Raw genomic sequence first — 15793 nt, forward strand, 5'->3', positions numbered from 1 at the left:
GGCGGCGGGCCGCGGACCGGCCACCCGGTGCCGATTGGCCCGCCCGCCGCCCGCCGCCGGGCTCTACGGTGCCGCCCATGGACCACATCCTCGCCGCCGACCTCGGGCGGCTGCCCGAACTGCTCGAATCCGTGCGCCGAGCCGCCGCCGACGCACTCGACGGGCTCGACACGATGCCCGTCGTACCGCCGCCCCCGGCGCACCCCCTGCGGCCCGAGCCGCTCCCCGATCACGGCGCCGGGGCCGAAGCCGCCCTCGCCGCCTTCCGCCTGCGGTGGGAGCCGCGGCTGTCGGCCTCGGCCGGCCCCCGCTACCTCGGCTTCGTCACCGGCGGCGCCACCCCCGCCGCCCTCGCCGGCGACTGGCTCACCGCCGTCCACGACCAGAACTCCAACTCCGCGCTCGACGGGGGCGGCCAGGACCTGGAGCGCGAGACCGTCCGCTGGCTCCGCGACCTGTTCGGCCTCGGCCCCGCCCATTCCGGGACCTTCGTCAGCGGCGCCACCATGTCCAACACCACCGGCCTCGCCATCGCCCGCGAATGGCTCGGCGAACGCCTCGGCGTCTCACCCGCCGAGGACGGCGCCGCCGCCCTCGGGCCCGTACGCGTCCTCTCCGGCGCCCCGCACTCCTCCATCGCCAAGGCCCTCTCCTTCCTCGGCCTCGGCCGCAGCGCCCTCGTCCCCGTCCCCACCCTCCCCGGCCGGGAGGCCGTCGACCCCGCCGCCCTCGACCGCGCCCTCGCCGACACCCCCGGCCCGGCCGTCGTCGTCGCCAACGCCGGCACCGTCAACACCGTCGACTTCGACGACCTGCGCGCCGTCGCCGCACTGAAGGAACGCCACGGCTTCTGGCTGCACACCGACGCCGCCTTCGGCGCGTTCGCCGCCCTGTCCCCGCACCACGCCCACCTCGTCGACGGCCTCGACGCCTCCGACTCCGTCTGCGTCGACCTGCACAAATGGCTGAACGTCCCCTACGACAGCGCCGTCCAGTTCACCCGCCGGCCCGACCTGCAGACCCGCGTCTTCCGGAACGCCGCCGCCTACCTCGGCCCCCTCGGCGCCGACCCCGACCTCGTCCACCTCACCCCGGAGAACTCCCGCCGGCTGCGCGCCCTCGCCGCCTGGTTCACGCTGCGCGCGTACGGCCGCGCCGGCCACCGCGAGATCGTCGAACGCGATGTCGCCTGCGCCCGGGCCCTCGGCGCAGCCCTGGACAGCGACCCCGCCTTCCGGCTGCTCGCCCCGGTCCGGCTCAACGTCGTCCTCTTCACCCTCGCCGGGGAGCCCGACCCGGACCGGCTCACCGCCCGCCTGGCGGCCGTGCGCGAGGCCGCCGCGGCCGAGGTGTTCACCACCCCGACCGTCCACGCGGGAACCCCCGCCCTGCGCGCCGCGTTCTCCAACTGGCGCACCACGCAGGCGGACGTGCACCGGGCCGCCGAAGCCCTCCGCGGCGCGGCAGCGCAGACGGCAGTGAAGGGGACCGCATGACGACGCAGCAGCAGCCTCTCACCCTGGCGGAGGTCGAAGCCCTGGCGCGCGCCGCGCACGAGGGGCAGACCGACAAGGCGGGCCGCCCGTACGCCGAACACCTGGCGGCCGTGGCGGAAGGCGTCCGCTCCCGCGGCGGCAGCCCCGAGCAGCAGGCCGCGGCCTGGCTGCACGACGCCGTCGAGGACGACGCGCTCAGCCGGGAGTGGCTGGATTCCGCCGCCCTCCCGCAGGCGGTGAAGGACATGGTCCTGGCCGTCACCAAGCGCCCCGGCGAGCCGCTGGAGGAGTACACGGCCCGCATCCTCGCCACCCCCGGCGCCCTCCTGGTGAAGGAGGCCGACCTCGCGCACAACGCGGACCCGGCGCGGCTGTCCGTACTGGACGCCCCCACCCGCGAGCGGCTGACCGCGAAGTACGCCCGCGTCCGCTCCCTGCTCGGCCTGACCGCCCCCTGACCCCGTCCGGGCCGCCGATTCGTCAGGGGGCGGATAGTCGGGCCCCGTTGGTGGGAGGATGGACGGCAGGGGGGCGTGCGCCGACCGTGCGCTCCCGGCCGGACCGGGGACGATCGAAGGTGTGATCAGTAGTGGCCATTTCGCTGTCGGTGGTGGTTCTGTTGGCGATCATCATGGTGGTGCTGATCCGCGGCAACCACCTGAAGGCGGGCCCCGCGATCGTCGCGGTCCTCTTCGGCTTCTTCCTCGCGTCCAGCTCGATCGCCCCGGACGTCAACCGCTTCCTGGACTCCCTCGCGGACACGATCGCCGGCATCAAGCTCTGACCCGCGCCCCGGCCCCGGAAAACGCATCAGGGCCGGGCGGAGGAAACATCCTCCGCCCGGCCCTGACCAGGTGAGAGCGGGTGACGGGAATCGAACCCGCGTAGCTAGTTTGGAAGATCGCGTACGCGGGCCCGCGCTGACCAGCTAACTCGCTGACCTGCGGGATACCCGTCCGCTCACCATCGTTCCCCGTGGCTCCCCGCCTGCTGCCGCTCAACCGGGCACGCGGGGGGCACGCCTAGATCGAGTCGTCACGTTGAAGGACGAGGCCGGCCGAGCCCTCCTCAAGGTCCACGCCCGCATCAAGGTGCAAGTGATAACCGTCGCTCAGGCCTGGGTCGGCAAGTTCCACGAGTCGCTCCGCGAGGAGACGAAGTCCCTCGGCGTTGGCCGTTATCAAGGTTTCGCCTGCTGAGCTCTGCACCGTGATCCGGGGTTCATCCATGGCCCCAAAGGTAGCCTGGACCCTGTAGCCACCCGCACACGGCTTCGGAGGCCGGAGGGCCTCGGAGTATCCGGTGGGGCAGGGCCTTATGCTCGCTCGACTGCGTGTGTCCTGTCTGCGGATGAGCCACGCTGTGCGGCTAAGGAGCGGCTCGAACGTCTGCGAACATCCGGACGATGCAGGTCGGAGATCGGTGCTTCCGTCTGCTGGCTACCCACTGCCCCCTGCTCAACCGTTGACGGGAATCTCGTAGACGATCTCGCACAGCGCGGCGGGGATGACGATGTCCGCCGTCTCCACGGGCCGCCCTTGGTCGCTGTAGTACGTCCGCCGGATGTGCGTGACGAGCGCGGCCTTCTGGATTCCCAGGAGCAATGCTTCCTCGGCGCTCGCCTGCCGCGGTTCCGGCTGCTCCACGGCGTGGCTGACGGTGATCCCGATCGCGGTCATCCGGTTCACGACGCCGACGCCCGCGTGTGGCCCGCCTTCCGGCAGGACAACGAGGGTGCCCGCGGTCAGCTCGTACGGCTCCCAGCTCGTCGACAACTGCACCGGCCGACCATCGGCGAGGAACTCGTAGACGGTACGCACGCACAGATCACCCTCGGCGATACCGAGCCGCGCCGCGATCTCGGCCGGGGCCAGCACCTTCGCTTCGGTGCGGCTCTCCCAGGTGCCCTGCTTTCCCAAGGCCTGCATGTCCGCCCGGAACGGGGAACCGCCGGGCTGCTCACGGGCCGAGGACCGAACGACCCGTACACGCCGACGAGGCTCGGCGACGTAGGTGCCCGAACCTGCGCGCCCCTCCAGCACTCCTTGGGAGATCAGTAGCTCCTGCGCCCGACGGACCACATTCTCGCCCACGCCGCACTCCTCGGCGATCTGGGCACGTGACGGCAGCCGATCGCCGGCCGTCCACTCATGCTCCGCGATCCGCTGCCGCAGGACGTCGGCGATGCGGAGATAAGGCGGCTGCTCAGGCATGTGGAAAATCTAGTCCACTAGCTCTAATCTAGTTAACTAGCTTCACTCAAAGTGATCGACCGGTGACGGAGGCCCTCCTGTGCCCGCTTCGGAAGCAAGGGCCGAGGACCTCGCCGCCCGGTTGTCGGCCCTCGGGCTGACCACGCGTGTGGAGTCGCACGCCACCTACACGTCGATCGAAGCGGAGGTTCCGGAAGCGATGCCCGCCGAATCGTGGCGGGAGGTCTTGGAAGTCGTGGCGGAGGCCGACCGATTCGGGCTCCTCGCCAGCAGCTTGGCCGGCCGCATCCTCTGGGCCGCAGTAAACGAAGCGGTCCCCGCGACGGGCGACGTCCGGGGACCTGGCCATCAGCGATAGGAGCTGATCAGCGTGCACAACCGTATGACCCCCACGACCGCCCGCACCAGTGGGCTGCCACTCCCCGCACTCTCCTACGCCACTCACGCGAGGACCACCTACCGGTCGAGCTCGTGCGCGATCGGCGCACACCGAGAGTGCACCCCGCCGTCCCCCTCCAGGGCGCCGGCAGGTGTCCCGGTGATCTACGAAGCCTGCGACTGCTCCTGCCACACCACGGACGACGCGCCGGAATCGCAGCAGGTGAACCCGTGAGGAGACCGACCACCAGCGGAGCCCTCGCCGCCAACATCGAGATCACTTCCGTCACCGTGCAGCGTGGCGACGTCATCCAGATCGGCGGCCAGCCGTGCCGCGTGGCCGACCTCGTGCAGCTCCCTGCAGGCGCGAAGCGGCTGTTCTTCGAGACGGGCGAGGCACTGACGATGCACGCCCAAAGCCGTTTCATCGCCCTCCGGATGATGAGGAAGTGGTGATCCTCCCCGTGCCTTCCCGTCGTGACACCATCGCCGACGATCTCCGGCACCAGATCTCAACGGGCCACTTCAAGGTTGGCGAACGCCTCCCTTCCGAGGCGCAGCTCGCCAGCCGCTATGCGGTCAGCACCCCAACCCTGCGAAGCGCCCTGGCGCTCCTCCAGGGTGAAGGCCTGATCGAGAAGCTTCACGGCAGCGGCAACTTCGTCCGCCGCCCCCTCCACAGGATCACGTACACCGGTGGTGGAGGCGAGGCGCCCACCTGGAGCACCCGTTCTACTCCCCTCCACGTGACCGTCCGTGCCACGAACCTTGAGGCGCACGACCACCTGGCGGGCTTGCTGAACGTGCCACCGCGCAGCCCCCTGACCGAAGTCTTCTGCATCACCTATGAAGGGAAGTCGCCACACAGCCTGGCCCGCATCTACGTCCCCCGCGACCTGGCGCCGGCCGACTCATCCGTGCCCGACGAGATGGCAATACGTTTGGCAGAGCTCCGCCCACCGCTGGCCGAAGTCCAGGAGCGGCTCAGCGCCCGCCTCCCGACTCAGGAGGAGGTAACCGCCCTCCGAATCAGCACCTCCCTGGCGGTCCTCTCGCTCACCCGTGTGGCAACCGACGCCACTGGCCGCGTGGTCGAGGCAGCCCTCCTGGTCCTCCCCGGTGACGGAGCGGACGCACTCTTCACCACTCGCCTCATGCCCGAGGAGAGGAGTTCGAAGGAATGACACTGAGCAACGAACTGCGTCTCCTCCCCTGGTCGGGCCCCGACGACAAGCCCTGCTACCTGAGCGCCGACGACACCAACGGCTACCTGTCCCGCCTGGCCGACAACACCGAAGAGATCCAGCTCGGATTGGGAACCGAGCTCTTGGCCCACGCCCTCGAAGTGCTCGCCGACGTGAACTCGGACGCGGAGGAACTCCATCTCCTCGCGACGGACCTGACCGAAGCTCTCCGTGACGCGGTCCGCGTAGCAACCAGCCGCGGCCACCGCCTACCGCGCCCGCGCATCCGGCTCACGAAGGACTCAGCGATGAGCTAGCAGGAGCCTTCACGAGACCACGGAACGAGAGGTCACGTACCAGATTCGGTAGGTGACCTCTTGGTTTGTCCTGGCAGGATTCATGTCCGCGACACCTGCTTTGTAAGTTCGCCCAGTACCTGGCCTTCACCAGCCGGGCTCAGGTCGCACAACTGCTGCGTGGCTGCTCCTGGGTGCCCGCGTCCATATTGCGCATCGCACATTTCCTGATGCTGGGCCCAGCGGCTAGCCGCTCGGCCCAGCATCACGGCCACGATCTGTGGGCGATATCCCGCACGCTGGCCGACTGCAGCAATAGAACTTGAGCGGAATGATGACTGGGCCTAGCAATCACACGCCCGAGGAGCGGCGATTCGCTTCTGCTCAGAGGGCTAAGGGCTGCGAGGCCCGCTGTTCTGGCAGCGCTTTCGACCCACCCCGGCCTGGATCCATCGAAATCGGTACTGAACTTCGCTGGTGGCGCCGCCGACCCGCTCTGACGTTACAAATACGGCGCCACCTCCGAGTATCCGAGGCGGCGCCGCATTCGCTAGCCGTACTCACCTGCGGCCTCCGTGGTAGATTTCGGGAACCCGGGGCCGCGGTGGGGCCTTCTAATAGGACCGTGTGACAATCCCGCCGCTCTTAACGGTAGTGCGCGGGGGGCAGGCGGCAAAGGAAGGTTCGCCACCGTTCTTCCAGGCTACCGATTCTATATCGACGAGACCCGCACCGTCCCAACGCTCACAAAGGACGGTCGCCTTGTAGTGCCCGCCATTACTGTTAGTGCATGCGGCGAGCCAGCCGCCACCGAGTGGACTCTTGTGGTTGTAACACCCGGTCGGCCATCCCGTGGGGGCTGCAGTGGCCACACCCTGGAGTCCGATGAAAGCCATCGCCGTTCCAGCAAGCAATGCTGCGTAGAGCTTCTTCATTTGCGCTGCCCTTCCTAAGAGGATTCTGCTGCTTTCAGCCCGCGTAGTTTCTGACGGACGTCTCGATGCCCGCGGAAGTGGTTCGGTAGGATCCGTTGCAGTACGCGAAGGAGAATCCGGTCTGCCTCCAGGGGCCGTAGAAGTCCTGCACCCTCCCGGACTCACTGTCCGTGCACACGGCGACTGCTCGATAGGAGCCGCCATTGTGGCTGCTGCAACGGGCTTCCGTGTGCCAGTTGCTAGAAACCGTGAAGTTGCAGCCGTCGGGCCTTCCCGTAGCTCCTGCTTCGGAAGCCGATGCGGCAGTCCCGACGCCGAGCGAGAGAAGACCGCCCATCAGTACCCCAAGCGCCGGAGCGACAGCCGCCCGCCGAATCAAATTACCCTTCAACAATTTCGCCACTACCCTCTCCCGCTGAACGCCATAGGCGTCTTCTGGTCAGCAATGAACGCAGGATTGACGCCAGCACCCACCTGCATGCGAAGGGTGCTTTCGCTCTCTGCGCAGATATGACAGTTCCACCTCCGCAAGGGGCAGGCAAGTGGAAATTTTCTTTTTGAGGTTTACTTGAGCCTCACGCCCCCCGAGGAGTGAACTAAATGGACAAGTCGGACATGAACCCCCTCCGTTAAAATTAAATGAAACGGATAATTCCGGAACGCTTGACTGAATCGCGAGGGTTCGTTTCGGCCGCATTCTGGCGGAATCCGATTGCGCCGAGTGTTTCCATCTGTAGTTTCTGGTGCCGAGAGAGGCGAGGTCGGCCAGCCCCGTTCTCGGTGCTGAGAACACGGCGGCGGGCTGCGGCTGCCGTGACCTCCCAAGCCCCACGGCGGGATAAGCGGGCGCCAGACCACCTGAGCGCAGAGCCCACCCCGCTGTCATCCCGTCTGCCGTCGACCCACACGGAGTGATAGCGGGGCAGGCTTCTGGGGCCCAGGTGGAGCGCCCTGCTGGACGAACGACCTGGGCCCCAGAAGCCTGGTCTGCTATGGCTTGCCTGGGTCGACGGCAGGCGGGATGACAGCTCCCCACCTTCACCATCCACCGGCCCGCACCCGCAGTGCCGGCCCCCGTCATCCCGGAGCCTGAGCGCCCCCGCCGGAGGCATGGTTCTGACCGTTGCTGGGGCTCGCCTGCGGTCCCCTGTGCGGGTGCAGTCCCTCGTGCGTTCGGGCAAGCCTGGCCGGATGGCTCGGACGGGATGGCGGCCGCGTGGTGGTTTGGGCTTGCTCGGCGTGAGCTCGGGGTCGGACTGCGTGCGCTTGTGGAGTTGAGCGGGTTCAGGCTCCGTGGGCAGTTCCCCCATCAGACCCGCGCTGTCTGGCGCGCGGCCGGCGGCCGGGGTGGAGCGGGGCGGAGATAGGAGCGCAGGCCCGGGCGACGGGCGCGCTCGCCGCGCCGTGCGCGGCGGGTGCCTTGATGGAGTAGGGAAACTTTCACCGCACCGCGAAGAGCTGGCGCCCGTCATGGCTCCGCACGTGGGGCCCGTGCCCGTCCAGCGCGTCCAGGAGCCGGATGGCGTAGACCTCGGACATCCGTTCGGACACCTCTTCGGGCGTGAGCCATTGGACTGCCGTGGTCTCGTCCGAAGTGCACTCGGCGCCGCCGACCGGCTTGCAGCGGAAGACCAGCGCGACGACGCCCATGGTGACGTTCTTGTAGACGCCTGTCAGCTCGGCGACGTCGACTCGGAGCCCGGTTTCCTCCAAGACCTCGCGCCGTACGCCCTCCTCCGGGGTCTCTTCGAGTTCCAGCACTCCGCCCGGGAGCTCCCACGTTCCGTTGTCTGCCCGCTGGATCGCCAGGAGCCGGCCGTCGTCGCGGACCACCACTCCGGCTACGGACACGGAGTGGCGGGGCGTTGACCGGCTCGTCGGGGCGCTGTTACTCATGTACAGGAGCATAGGAGGAAGAAAAGGACCATGGGAACAGCTGTAGGAGGTGGCAAGACCGTGCCTCGGTACTTGCAGATCGCCGAGGACATCGTTCAGCAGATTCGCGCCGGCGTCTTGCAGCCCGGTGACCAGGTGCCGAGTGAAGCCGAGATGGTGGAGCGCTACGGCGTGTCCGGCGGGACCATCCGCAAGGCCATGACCGAGATCCGCGCCAGTGGGCTCGTGGACACCCGGCACGGCAAGGGCTCGTACGTGAAGGCCCGGCCGCCTGTGCGGCACCGGTCGTCCGACCGCTTCCGGCGGTCGCTGCGCCGCGGGGGCAAGGCTGCTTACCTCGCCGAGTCCGAGCAGTCGGGGGCTACGGCCAAGGTCAGCGTCATCTTCATCGGGCCGATGGAGGCCCCGGAGGAGATCGCCCAGCGGCTCGGTGTCGAGCCCGGTACGCAGATCCTCGCGCGGCGGCGGCTGTACTTCCGGAACGGGACGCCGGTGGAGACGGCGACGTCGTACCTGCCGTGGGACGTCGTTAAGGACATCCCGGAGCTGTTCGCCGAGAACCCGGGTGGTGGCGGCATCTATGCCCGCCTGGAGGATCACGGGCACGTGTTCGCCGAGTTCGTCGAGACCTTGCAGGCCCGGCCGGCCGCCAAGGCCGAAGCGTCCGAGCTGGCTCTGAGTCCCGGCGCCCCGGTCGTTCACCTGCTACGCAACGCCGTCACCGAGACCGGTCGGGTGGTGGAGGTGTGCGACACCCTCATGGCCGCGGACCAGTTCGTCTTTGAGTACCGGATCCCTGCCGCCGACTGACGGGCGCTCAACTCCCCACAGCCCGCCGCGAGTTTTCTTCCGCGGCGGGTTGACTCATGTATAGGAGTGCTGCACTCTTCTTCATGTCACTCCTATACAGGAGTGACGGAATCCGACCTCTGTAGAGGAGTCATCTGTCATGCGCCAGATTCCCGTCGACACCTCCGCGGCGATGGTGATGATCGCCCAGCCGCCCCAGCCGAAGATCAAGGACCGCAAGACCGGCGAGATCGCCGTCGACCTGGAGACCGGCGCCCAGCTGGCCACCGTCGACGTGGTGTTCCTGATGGCCGGAGTCGCCGAGGTCCTGTCCGTCGCCGTCCCGCAGCCGGGACTCACGGGAGAGTTCGCGATGGGGACGCCGGTCGCGATCACCGGTCTCATCGCCCGGCCCTGGGAGAGCGAGTTCAACGGCCAGAGGCGGCACGGGATCAGCTTCCGCGCCGCGGCCATCACCTCCCTGGCTCCCGCGTCGGCCCCGGTTCAGGCCTGACGCGATGACCGGCGGACAGACTGCCGCGCTGGTCGGCTTATCGCTGGTCGCAGCCGCACTCGGCTGGCTGAAGTGGAAGCGGCCCGGCTGGTACTGGGTCGGATTCGGCTGGCTGGCCACCGTCGTGCGACTGCTGTGGACGTACCGCTCGGTCATGGAGGCCTGCGGGCTGACAGAGCAGCCGTCACGGTCCCGGGTGATCCTCGCGGCGGCCCTGCACCGCATGCCCGACCGGGCACTCCCGAAGCCGCGCCGGATCAGGATCACGCGGTTCGGACTGGTCCTGCGGATCAAGATGCTGCCGGGCCAGGACGTGCAGGACTTCGATGCGGCCACCGAGCGGCTGCGGCACTCCTGGGGCCTGCAGGGAGTCCACGTCAGGTCGCTGAAGCCTGGGTTCCTGGAGATCCGGCTCATCGGCTACGACGTCCTGCGTAAGGTCGTCATGCCGCGCGACGTTCCGGCGGCCGGGCTGCTGAAGGTGCCGGTTGCGCTGCGGGACGACGGCATCGTGCACATGCGGAACTTCCGGGCCAGCCCTCACGAGCTGGTCGTAGGCGCCACCGAGTCAGGGAAGTCGGTCTACCTGCGGGCCCTGGTCAAGGAGTTGGCCAGGCAGCCCGTTGCGCTGGTCGGCATCGACTGCAAGTGGGGTGTGGAGCTGGCTCCGTTCGCGCGCCGGTTGTCGGGGCTGGCCTATACGCCCGACGAGGCGTCTGGGCTCCTGGACGTGCTCGTCGAGGAGATGATCCAGCGCTACGAGCTGATACGGGCTTCGCAGGGCCTCGGCACCGGCGTCGCGGTGGACGAGATTACATCCGACGTCTGGGGTCTGCCCGAGGACCTCCGACCCGCACCCATCGTGCTGATCGTGGACGAAGTGGCCGAGCTGTTCCTGATCGCCAACAAGTCCGACGAGAAGCGCCGGGACCACATGGTCACCCAGCTGGTCCGCCTCGGACAGCTCGGCCGGGCCGCCGCCATCTACCTGGAGATCTGCGGGCAGCGCTTCGGCTCCGACCTCGGCACCGGCGCCACCGCCCTCCGCGCCCAACTCACCGGCCGTGTGGCACACCGCGTCAACGACGAAGCCTCCGCGAAGATGGCACTCGGCGACATCAGCCTCCGTGCCGTGAGCGCGGCCACCAACATCGCCATCGACCGCCCCGGAACCGCCGTCGTCGGCCTCCTCTCCGGCGGGTGGGCCCGCATCCGGTCCGCATTCGTCTCCCTCGACGAGACCGCCGCCGTCTGCGCCCAGTTCGAACACCTCGCCCCGGACATCCCGGCTCTGGCGCCCTTCCGGCCGCGGCGGACCGCCCTGCCCTCGCAGGGCAAGCAGCCTGCCTGACCTCCCCGTTCTCGGTCGGCGCGACCGTCAAGCGCCATGTCCCTGCCCCTCCCATGCCTGGAGGAGGTGAAACACCATGCATCTCAAGGTCCGTCCGGACGCAGTCCTCGTCCAGGCCGTCATCGCCGGGGCCCTGTCCTTCGCCCACCTGCACGACCTCGCCGAAGCCGCGGGGCAGGACGGCTGGAAAGCCTGGGCCTACCCCATCAGCGTGGACCTGCTCCTCGTCGCCGCCTGGCGCCGCCTGCGGCTCCTGCGCGACGCCGGGGAGCCGACCCGGTCCGCCTGGACCTGGTTCACCGTTGCCCTCGCCGCCTCGCTCGGCGCGAACGTCGCCACCGCCGGCCTTCTCGACCTCAACGCCGTCCCGGATTGGCTGCGGATCCTCGTCGCCGGATGGCCCGCGCTGGCCTTCCTCGGCGGCACCCTCCTCGTCCACAGCCCGGCGGACGAAACCGCCGCGGCCTCGTCCGCCGAGCAGGACCACGACCAAGCCGACGCGGATGTCGACGCCGAGCAGATCCAGGAGCCCGCACCGAAGCCGGGCGTCACGGGGCTTCCCGCGCCCGAGCCCGCTCCGGCCCTGCCTCCGTCCCCGCCACCGGCCCCGGCCGTCGCCGTACCGGACGCGCTCCTCGCCTACGGCCGCAAGGTCGCCGACGAGCATCGCGCCCGCACCGGCCACCCGATCGACGCCGACACCCTGCGCGCCCGCCTCGGAGTCCCGGCCCCCATGGCCGACGCCATCGCCGCACAACTCGTCTGAGAGGAGCCCCGCCATGCCCCGCTACCGCTTCCGCGACACCCGCCGGATCGGCCCGGTGGAGGTCGGCACCTACACCGGCCGCCACGGCCGCGAACTGCACTCCGCCGCCTGCACCGCCCCCCACTGCGGCTGGTCGGCCGACTACACCAGCCGGGCCGCCGCCGAACTCGCTGCCCAGTCCCACCGCTGCGCCGCGCGCTGACCTCGAAGGAGACCCGTTGTGGACGTCCCGCTCTGGCTCGCCCTCATCGTCATCGGCGCCCTGGGCGTGAAGCTCGTCCGCCCGCCCTGGTGGCTGGTCGCCGTGATCCTCCTCGGCGGCTTCCTCCTCGCGCACAGCTTCCTCGCCCCCGCCCTCAACACCGTGATCGACAAGTAATCCCGGAAGGAGAACCAATGCTCAAGCCCAAGTACCCCGCACCCGACACCTACACCCCCGTGACCGTCCACCCGGCCCCGTTTCCGGTGCCCGCGACCGGCCAGCAGGAGAACGCCCCCGTTCCGGTGGCGGCTCCGGCCGGCCTCGCGGCCCTGGCCCCCAAGACGCCCGGCGCCGCGGTCGCCCTCGCCGCCGGCGGTGTCGCCGGGGTCCTGGCCTTGGCCTCCGTCGCCGTCTCGCTGCTCCTGGCCGTCGCCGTCACGGCCGTCGCCCTGTCCATCAGCGCCGTCGTGGTCCTGTTCCTCATCCGCGCACTGCGCCAGGAGTTCACGAACCACTGACTGGACCGGCCTCCGGGGGCGTCACAAGCCACCAAGCATCGCCGCCCCCGGACGGAACGGCCCCTCCCGACCGAAACCGAAAGGACCACCATCATGGCCCAGCACAGCGACACCTCGGCCCCGTCACCCGGCCGGACGGTGAGCGCCATGCTGATCGACGCCGACATGAACAACCCGCTGACCGCGCAGACCGCCGTGTTCGCGGCTCTCGTCCAGTTGGCCCAGTCGCACCCGGACCTGCCCGGCGCGTACATCACCACCAGCCAGATCACGCCGAGCGAGGCACACGTCCTCCTCGACAGCCCGGCCGACCTGGAGGCCTGGCGGCAGGCCACCCACACCGACGCCTTGGACGTGCAGCTCAAGGACCTGAGGGGCGAGAACCAGCTCCTCTTCACGGCACCCGTGGGTCGGATCACGCTGAAGGTCTACACGCTCTTCGTGCCCGCTCCTGCGGCGGTGGGTGCATGACCGCGAACCTCGCGGACCTGGACCCTGGCCTCCTCGGTGATCTGCTGAGGGTCGCCGGGGCTCCCGGTTTCCGTCGCTGGGAGGAGCAGGTCCACCGCACCGGCGGCTGCGCCGACCCGATCCACATCACCGGCTGGACGCTCACCAAGGACAAGACCAGCGGGGAGACGTACCACCGCTACTCGACCGAGAACGAGCCCGGTGCCCGCCTCCGGATCGCCTGCGGCAACCGCCGCGCCTCCCGCTGCCCGTCCTGCGCCTGGACGTACGCCGGGGACACCTACCACCTGATCCGGGCCGGGCTCGCCGGAGACGACCGCCGAGACATCCCCGCCACCGTCCGCGAGCACCCCCGCGTCTTCGCCACCCTCACCGCCCCGTCCTTCGGCCCGGTTCACAACCGGCCCGACTCCGGCCGCTGCCGCTGCGGCACCCTCCACCCCGCCGACGACCTGCTCCTCGGCACCGCCCTCGACCCGGCCACGTACGACTACGCGGGCGCCGTCCTCTTCAACAACCACGCCGGACAGCTCTGGTCCCGCTTCACCACCCGCCTCCGCCGCGAGATCGCCGCCCGCGCCGGCCTCACCCAACGCGAACTGAAGGAGTCATGCCGCGTCTCCTTCGGCAAGGTCGCAGAGTTCCAGAAGCGCGGCGCCATCCACTTCCACGCCGTGATCCGCCTCGACGGACCCACCGGCCCGCTCACCCCGCCCCCGCACTGGGCCACCACCCGGCTCCTCACCGAAGCCATCCGGGCCGCTGTCGCGCACACGTATACGTCCATCGCCGTCCCGGCCGCCGACGACCAGCCGGCGCGCACCCTCCGCTGGGGCACCCAACTCGACATCCGCCCGATCAAGGCCTTCGGGGACGGCTCCGACATCACCGAGCAGGCCGTGGCCTCGTACGTTGCCAAGTACGCCACCAAGGCCGCCGAGGACACCGGCACCCTCGACCGCCGCATCGGCAACCGCGAAGCCCTGGTCCTCCTCGTCGTCCCCGACCACACCGCCCGCCTGATCGGTGCCTGCCTCGACCTCGACCCGCTCTACCCGGGCCGCCGCCTCGCCGCCTGGGCCCACATGCTCGGCTTCCGCGGCCACTTCTCCACCAAGTCCCGCCACTACTCCACCACCCTCGGCGCCCTCCGCCAGACCCGCGCCGACTACCGCGCCGCCCAGGAAGCCGCAGCCCGCGGCCTGGACGACCTGGAGCCGGACACCGTCCTCGTCCTCGCGTCCTGGCAGTACGCCGGCCACGGCCACAGCCCCGGCGAAGCCGTCCTGGCGGCGTCCATCGCCCGAGACATCCAGCTCAACCGCGTAACCGCCGGCGAAGCCCTGAGGGGGGAGCTGTATGAGTGAGCGCTACTTGTCCGTCGTCCAGGTCGCCGAGATCCTCGGCACCACCGCGCGGTTTCCCCGGCGCCTCATCGAGGAGCGGCGCATCACCTACGTGAAGGTCGGCCGTCACGTACGGATCCCTGAGAGCGCCGTCCGCGAGTACATCGCCGCCAACACCGTGGCACCGCGTCGGCGCGACCGTATGGCGGTGGCCGCCTGATGGCCGGCAAGCGTCGCCAGTTCGGACGGGTACGGAAGCTGCCCTCCGGCCGATACCAGGCGCGCTACGTCGGGCCCGACGGGCAGCTCCGGCCTGCGCCGGAGACGTTTCGGACCAAACGCGAGGCTGACGACTGGTTGGCCGTCAAGCAGACGGAGATGCGGCAGGGGGAATGGCTGGACCCGGACGCCGGGAAGGTCCCCTTCGGGCCGTACGCCGTCGCCTGGGTCAAGGAACGTGAGCTGACCAGCACGACCCGCCAGTTGTACGGCTCGTTGCTCAAGCACCATTTGGAGCCGACGTTCAGTGCCGTCAACGTCGCGGACATCTCGGCGCCCCTCGTACGGCGCTGGCGTGCCGACAAGCTCGCCGCCGGCACCGGCCCGACGACCGTGGCCAAGGCCTATGCCCTCCTGCGCGCAATCCTGGGCACGGCACTGTCAGACCAGCTGATCAGGCGCAATCCCTGCCAGATCAAGGGTGCGAGCGTCGTGCGCACGCCTGAGCGGCCGACCGCCACCGTGAAGGAGGTCTACGCCCTGGCCGATGCGGTTGACCCCCGCTTCCGGGCCCTGGTGCTCCTGGCCGGGTTCCTCGGCCTCAGATGGGGTGAGCTGATCGGACTGCACCGCCGGGATGTCGACCTGGACCACGGGACGGTGCGCGTCCGGCGGTCTGTCGCCGAGCTGGGCAACGGGCAGCGGGAGATCAAGGCGCCCAAGAGTGCAGCGGGCAAGCGGACGGTCTCCATCCCCGGCGTGATCGTTCCGGACGTCCGAGATCATTTGAAGCGGTACGCCGAGCCCGGGGCCGACGGACGGGTCTTCGTCGGAGCCAAGGGGGCCACGCCCCGGCGGAACCACTTCAACCGGCTGTGGCACAAGGCCTGTAGTGAGGCAGGCGTCACCGGGCTGCATTTCCATGATCTTCGGCACACGGGGAACACCCTCGCCGCATCCACCGGGGCGAGCACACGAGAGCTGATGGCGCGCATGGGCCACAGCACCGCCCGCGCTGCGCTGATCTACCAGCACGCGAGTGCCGAGCGGGACCGGCTGATCGCCGACGCGCTGAGCGGACTTGTTGAGAAGAGCCGCGGGGGCACGGAGCAAGATCAGGAGCCCGAGAGGCACGCGGGGGACACGGCGGGTTGAACGCACACCCTGAGAACGAGTCAGGGCCAGGCGGAGGAGATGTCCTCTGACCTGGCCCTGAGTC

At 69.6% G+C, this 15793-nt stretch carries 21 protein-coding genes; 18 read left to right on the forward strand and 3 right to left on the reverse strand.

Annotated features, from left to right (window positions below):
* The first annotated feature begins 77 nt into the window (after positions 1 to 77).
* The 3 genes from MUK52_RS20885 (at position 78) to MUK52_RS20895 (ending at position 2280) form a co-directional block, all read left to right on the forward strand.
* Positions 78 to 1496 carry a pyridoxal phosphate-dependent decarboxylase family protein gene (locus MUK52_RS20885; protein ID WP_284579021.1) on the forward strand — a complete coding sequence of 473 codons (1419 nt, stop codon included), beginning with the start codon at positions 78 to 80 and terminating at the stop codon, positions 1494 to 1496.
* Positions 1493 to 1954: an HD domain-containing protein gene (locus MUK52_RS20890; RefSeq protein ID WP_114057575.1), complete on the forward strand. Its 462-nt coding sequence runs from the start codon at positions 1493 to 1495 to the stop codon at positions 1952 to 1954. Before MUK52_RS20885 ends, MUK52_RS20890 begins: the two co-directional genes overlap by 4 nt.
* Before the next feature lie 131 nt (positions 1955 to 2085).
* A complete protein-coding gene (locus MUK52_RS20895) occupies positions 2086 to 2280 on the forward strand; it encodes a hypothetical protein (RefSeq protein ID WP_284579023.1) in 195 nt (64 codons plus the stop codon).
* Between the two features lie 238 nt (positions 2281 to 2518).
* Here MUK52_RS20895 and MUK52_RS20900 read toward each other — a convergent pair whose 3' ends face one another.
* Together MUK52_RS20900 and MUK52_RS20905 are read right to left on the reverse strand one after the other, a co-directional pair.
* Positions 2519 to 2725: an Imm32 family immunity protein gene (locus MUK52_RS20900; protein ID WP_284579025.1), complete on the reverse strand. Its 207-nt coding sequence runs from the start codon at positions 2723 to 2725 to the stop codon at positions 2519 to 2521.
* A 228-nt stretch (positions 2726 to 2953) separates the two neighbouring features.
* Positions 2954 to 3709: a GntR family transcriptional regulator gene (locus tag MUK52_RS20905; protein ID WP_284579027.1), complete on the reverse strand. Its 756-nt coding sequence runs from the start codon at positions 3707 to 3709 to the stop codon at positions 2954 to 2956.
* A gap of 79 nt (positions 3710 to 3788) precedes the next feature.
* On the opposite strand from MUK52_RS20905, the gene MUK52_RS20910 reads away from it, so the two are divergent.
* From MUK52_RS20910 to MUK52_RS20925, 4 genes are all read left to right on the forward strand, one after another.
* Complete coding sequence (locus MUK52_RS20910; protein WP_284579029.1) at positions 3789 to 4067, forward strand: hypothetical protein; 279 nt, start codon at positions 3789 to 3791, stop codon at positions 4065 to 4067.
* Between the two features lie 251 nt (positions 4068 to 4318).
* The gene (locus MUK52_RS20915) at positions 4319 to 4543 is read left to right on the forward strand and encodes a hypothetical protein (protein ID WP_284579032.1); all 225 of its coding nucleotides are present in this window, start codon (positions 4319 to 4321) and stop codon (positions 4541 to 4543) included.
* A complete protein-coding gene (locus MUK52_RS20920; RefSeq protein WP_284581745.1) occupies positions 4540 to 5271 on the forward strand; it encodes a GntR family transcriptional regulator in 732 nt (243 codons plus the stop codon). Before MUK52_RS20915 ends, MUK52_RS20920 begins: the two co-directional genes overlap by 4 nt.
* Positions 5268 to 5588: a hypothetical protein gene (locus MUK52_RS20925; protein ID WP_284579034.1), complete on the forward strand. Its 321-nt coding sequence runs from the start codon at positions 5268 to 5270 to the stop codon at positions 5586 to 5588. The genes MUK52_RS20920 and MUK52_RS20925 overlap by 4 nt, the downstream gene beginning before the upstream one ends.
* Positions 5589 to 7942: 2354 nt before the next feature.
* On the opposite strand, the gene MUK52_RS20930 is transcribed toward MUK52_RS20925, so the two are convergent.
* Positions 7943 to 8410, reverse strand: a complete 468-nt coding sequence (locus tag MUK52_RS20930) for an NUDIX hydrolase (protein ID WP_284579035.1) — start codon at positions 8408 to 8410, stop codon at positions 7943 to 7945.
* Positions 8411 to 8428: 18 nt separating this feature from the next.
* Here MUK52_RS20930 and MUK52_RS20935 point away from each other — a divergent pair, with 18 nt between their 5' ends.
* The 11 genes from MUK52_RS20935 (at position 8429) to MUK52_RS20985 (ending at position 15729) form a co-directional block, all read left to right on the forward strand.
* Positions 8429 to 9208, forward strand: a complete 780-nt coding sequence (locus tag MUK52_RS20935) for a GntR family transcriptional regulator (RefSeq protein ID WP_284579037.1) — start codon at positions 8429 to 8431, stop codon at positions 9206 to 9208.
* 139 nt (positions 9209 to 9347) lie between these two features.
* Positions 9348 to 9701, forward strand: coding sequence for an SCO3933 family regulatory protein (locus MUK52_RS20940; RefSeq protein ID WP_284579039.1), 354 nt, complete (start codon positions 9348 to 9350; stop codon positions 9699 to 9701).
* Positions 9702 to 9705: 4 nt separating this feature from the next.
* Positions 9706 to 11052 (forward strand): FtsK/SpoIIIE domain-containing protein, encoded by a 1347-nt coding sequence (locus tag MUK52_RS20945; RefSeq protein ID WP_284579041.1) that lies wholly within the window; start codon positions 9706 to 9708, stop codon positions 11050 to 11052.
* 76 nt (positions 11053 to 11128) lie between these two features.
* On the forward strand, positions 11129 to 11818 hold the full coding sequence (locus MUK52_RS20950) for a DUF2637 domain-containing protein (RefSeq protein ID WP_284579043.1): 690 nt from the start codon (positions 11129 to 11131) through the stop codon (positions 11816 to 11818).
* A 13-nt stretch (positions 11819 to 11831) separates the two neighbouring features.
* Positions 11832 to 12020, forward strand: a complete 189-nt coding sequence (locus MUK52_RS20955; RefSeq protein ID WP_284579045.1) for a mobile element transfer protein — start codon at positions 11832 to 11834, stop codon at positions 12018 to 12020.
* Positions 12021 to 12038: 18 nt separating this feature from the next.
* Entirely contained in the window at positions 12039 to 12197 is a 159-nt protein-coding gene (locus MUK52_RS20960) for a hypothetical protein (protein WP_284579047.1), read from the forward strand.
* A 17-nt stretch (positions 12198 to 12214) separates the two neighbouring features.
* Positions 12215 to 12538: a SpdD protein gene (locus tag MUK52_RS20965; protein WP_284579049.1), complete on the forward strand. Its 324-nt coding sequence runs from the start codon at positions 12215 to 12217 to the stop codon at positions 12536 to 12538.
* Positions 12539 to 12631: 93 nt separating this feature from the next.
* Positions 12632 to 13009: a hypothetical protein gene (locus MUK52_RS20970; protein WP_284579051.1), complete on the forward strand. Its 378-nt coding sequence runs from the start codon at positions 12632 to 12634 to the stop codon at positions 13007 to 13009.
* A complete protein-coding gene (gene repSA, locus MUK52_RS20975) occupies positions 13006 to 14376 on the forward strand; it encodes a replication initiator protein RepSA (RefSeq protein ID WP_284579053.1) in 1371 nt (456 codons plus the stop codon). Before MUK52_RS20970 ends, repSA begins: the two co-directional genes overlap by 4 nt.
* Entirely contained in the window at positions 14369 to 14575 is a 207-nt protein-coding gene (locus MUK52_RS20980; protein ID WP_284579055.1) for an excisionase family DNA-binding protein, read from the forward strand. Before repSA ends, MUK52_RS20980 begins: the two co-directional genes overlap by 8 nt.
* A complete protein-coding gene (locus MUK52_RS20985) occupies positions 14575 to 15729 on the forward strand; it encodes a tyrosine-type recombinase/integrase (protein WP_284579058.1) in 1155 nt (384 codons plus the stop codon). Before MUK52_RS20980 ends, MUK52_RS20985 begins: the two co-directional genes overlap by 1 nt.
* The last annotated feature ends 64 nt before the right edge of the window (positions 15730 to 15793 follow it).

It is taken from the genome of Streptomyces sp. 2P-4, from assembly GCF_030167965.1.
GTDB lineage: Bacteria > Actinomycetota > Actinomycetes > Streptomycetales > Streptomycetaceae > Streptomyces > Streptomyces globosus_A.

Coding starts and splice junctions, on each gene's coding strand:
- MUK52_RS20980 (WP_284579055.1), top strand. CDS start 14,369: ATGAGTGAGCGCTACTTGTCCGTCGTCCAGGTCGCCGAGATCCTCGGC.
- MUK52_RS20970 (WP_284579051.1), top strand. CDS start 12,632: ATGGCCCAGCACAGCGACACCTCGGCCCCGTCACCCGGCCGGACGGTG.
- MUK52_RS20900 (WP_284579025.1), bottom strand. CDS start 2,725: ATGGATGAACCCCGGATCACGGTGCAGAGCTCAGCAGGCGAAACCTTG.
- MUK52_RS20905 (WP_284579027.1), bottom strand. CDS start 3,709: ATGCCTGAGCAGCCGCCTTATCTCCGCATCGCCGACGTCCTGCGGCAG.
- repSA (WP_284579053.1), top strand. CDS start 13,006: ATGACCGCGAACCTCGCGGACCTGGACCCTGGCCTCCTCGGTGATCTG.
- MUK52_RS20985 (WP_284579058.1), top strand. CDS start 14,575: ATGGCCGGCAAGCGTCGCCAGTTCGGACGGGTACGGAAGCTGCCCTCC.
- MUK52_RS20930 (WP_284579035.1), bottom strand. CDS start 8,410: ATGCTCCTGTACATGAGTAACAGCGCCCCGACGAGCCGGTCAACGCCC.
- MUK52_RS20955 (WP_284579045.1), top strand. CDS start 11,832: ATGCCCCGCTACCGCTTCCGCGACACCCGCCGGATCGGCCCGGTGGAG.
- MUK52_RS20950 (WP_284579043.1), top strand. CDS start 11,129: ATGCATCTCAAGGTCCGTCCGGACGCAGTCCTCGTCCAGGCCGTCATC.
- MUK52_RS20925 (WP_284579034.1), top strand. CDS start 5,268: ATGACACTGAGCAACGAACTGCGTCTCCTCCCCTGGTCGGGCCCCGAC.
- MUK52_RS20940 (WP_284579039.1), top strand. CDS start 9,348: ATGCGCCAGATTCCCGTCGACACCTCCGCGGCGATGGTGATGATCGCC.
- MUK52_RS20945 (WP_284579041.1), top strand. CDS start 9,706: ATGACCGGCGGACAGACTGCCGCGCTGGTCGGCTTATCGCTGGTCGCA.
- MUK52_RS20885 (WP_284579021.1), top strand. CDS start 78: ATGGACCACATCCTCGCCGCCGACCTCGGGCGGCTGCCCGAACTGCTC.
- MUK52_RS20935 (WP_284579037.1), top strand. CDS start 8,429: ATGGGAACAGCTGTAGGAGGTGGCAAGACCGTGCCTCGGTACTTGCAG.
- MUK52_RS20965 (WP_284579049.1), top strand. CDS start 12,215: ATGCTCAAGCCCAAGTACCCCGCACCCGACACCTACACCCCCGTGACC.
- MUK52_RS20890 (WP_114057575.1), top strand. CDS start 1,493: ATGACGACGCAGCAGCAGCCTCTCACCCTGGCGGAGGTCGAAGCCCTG.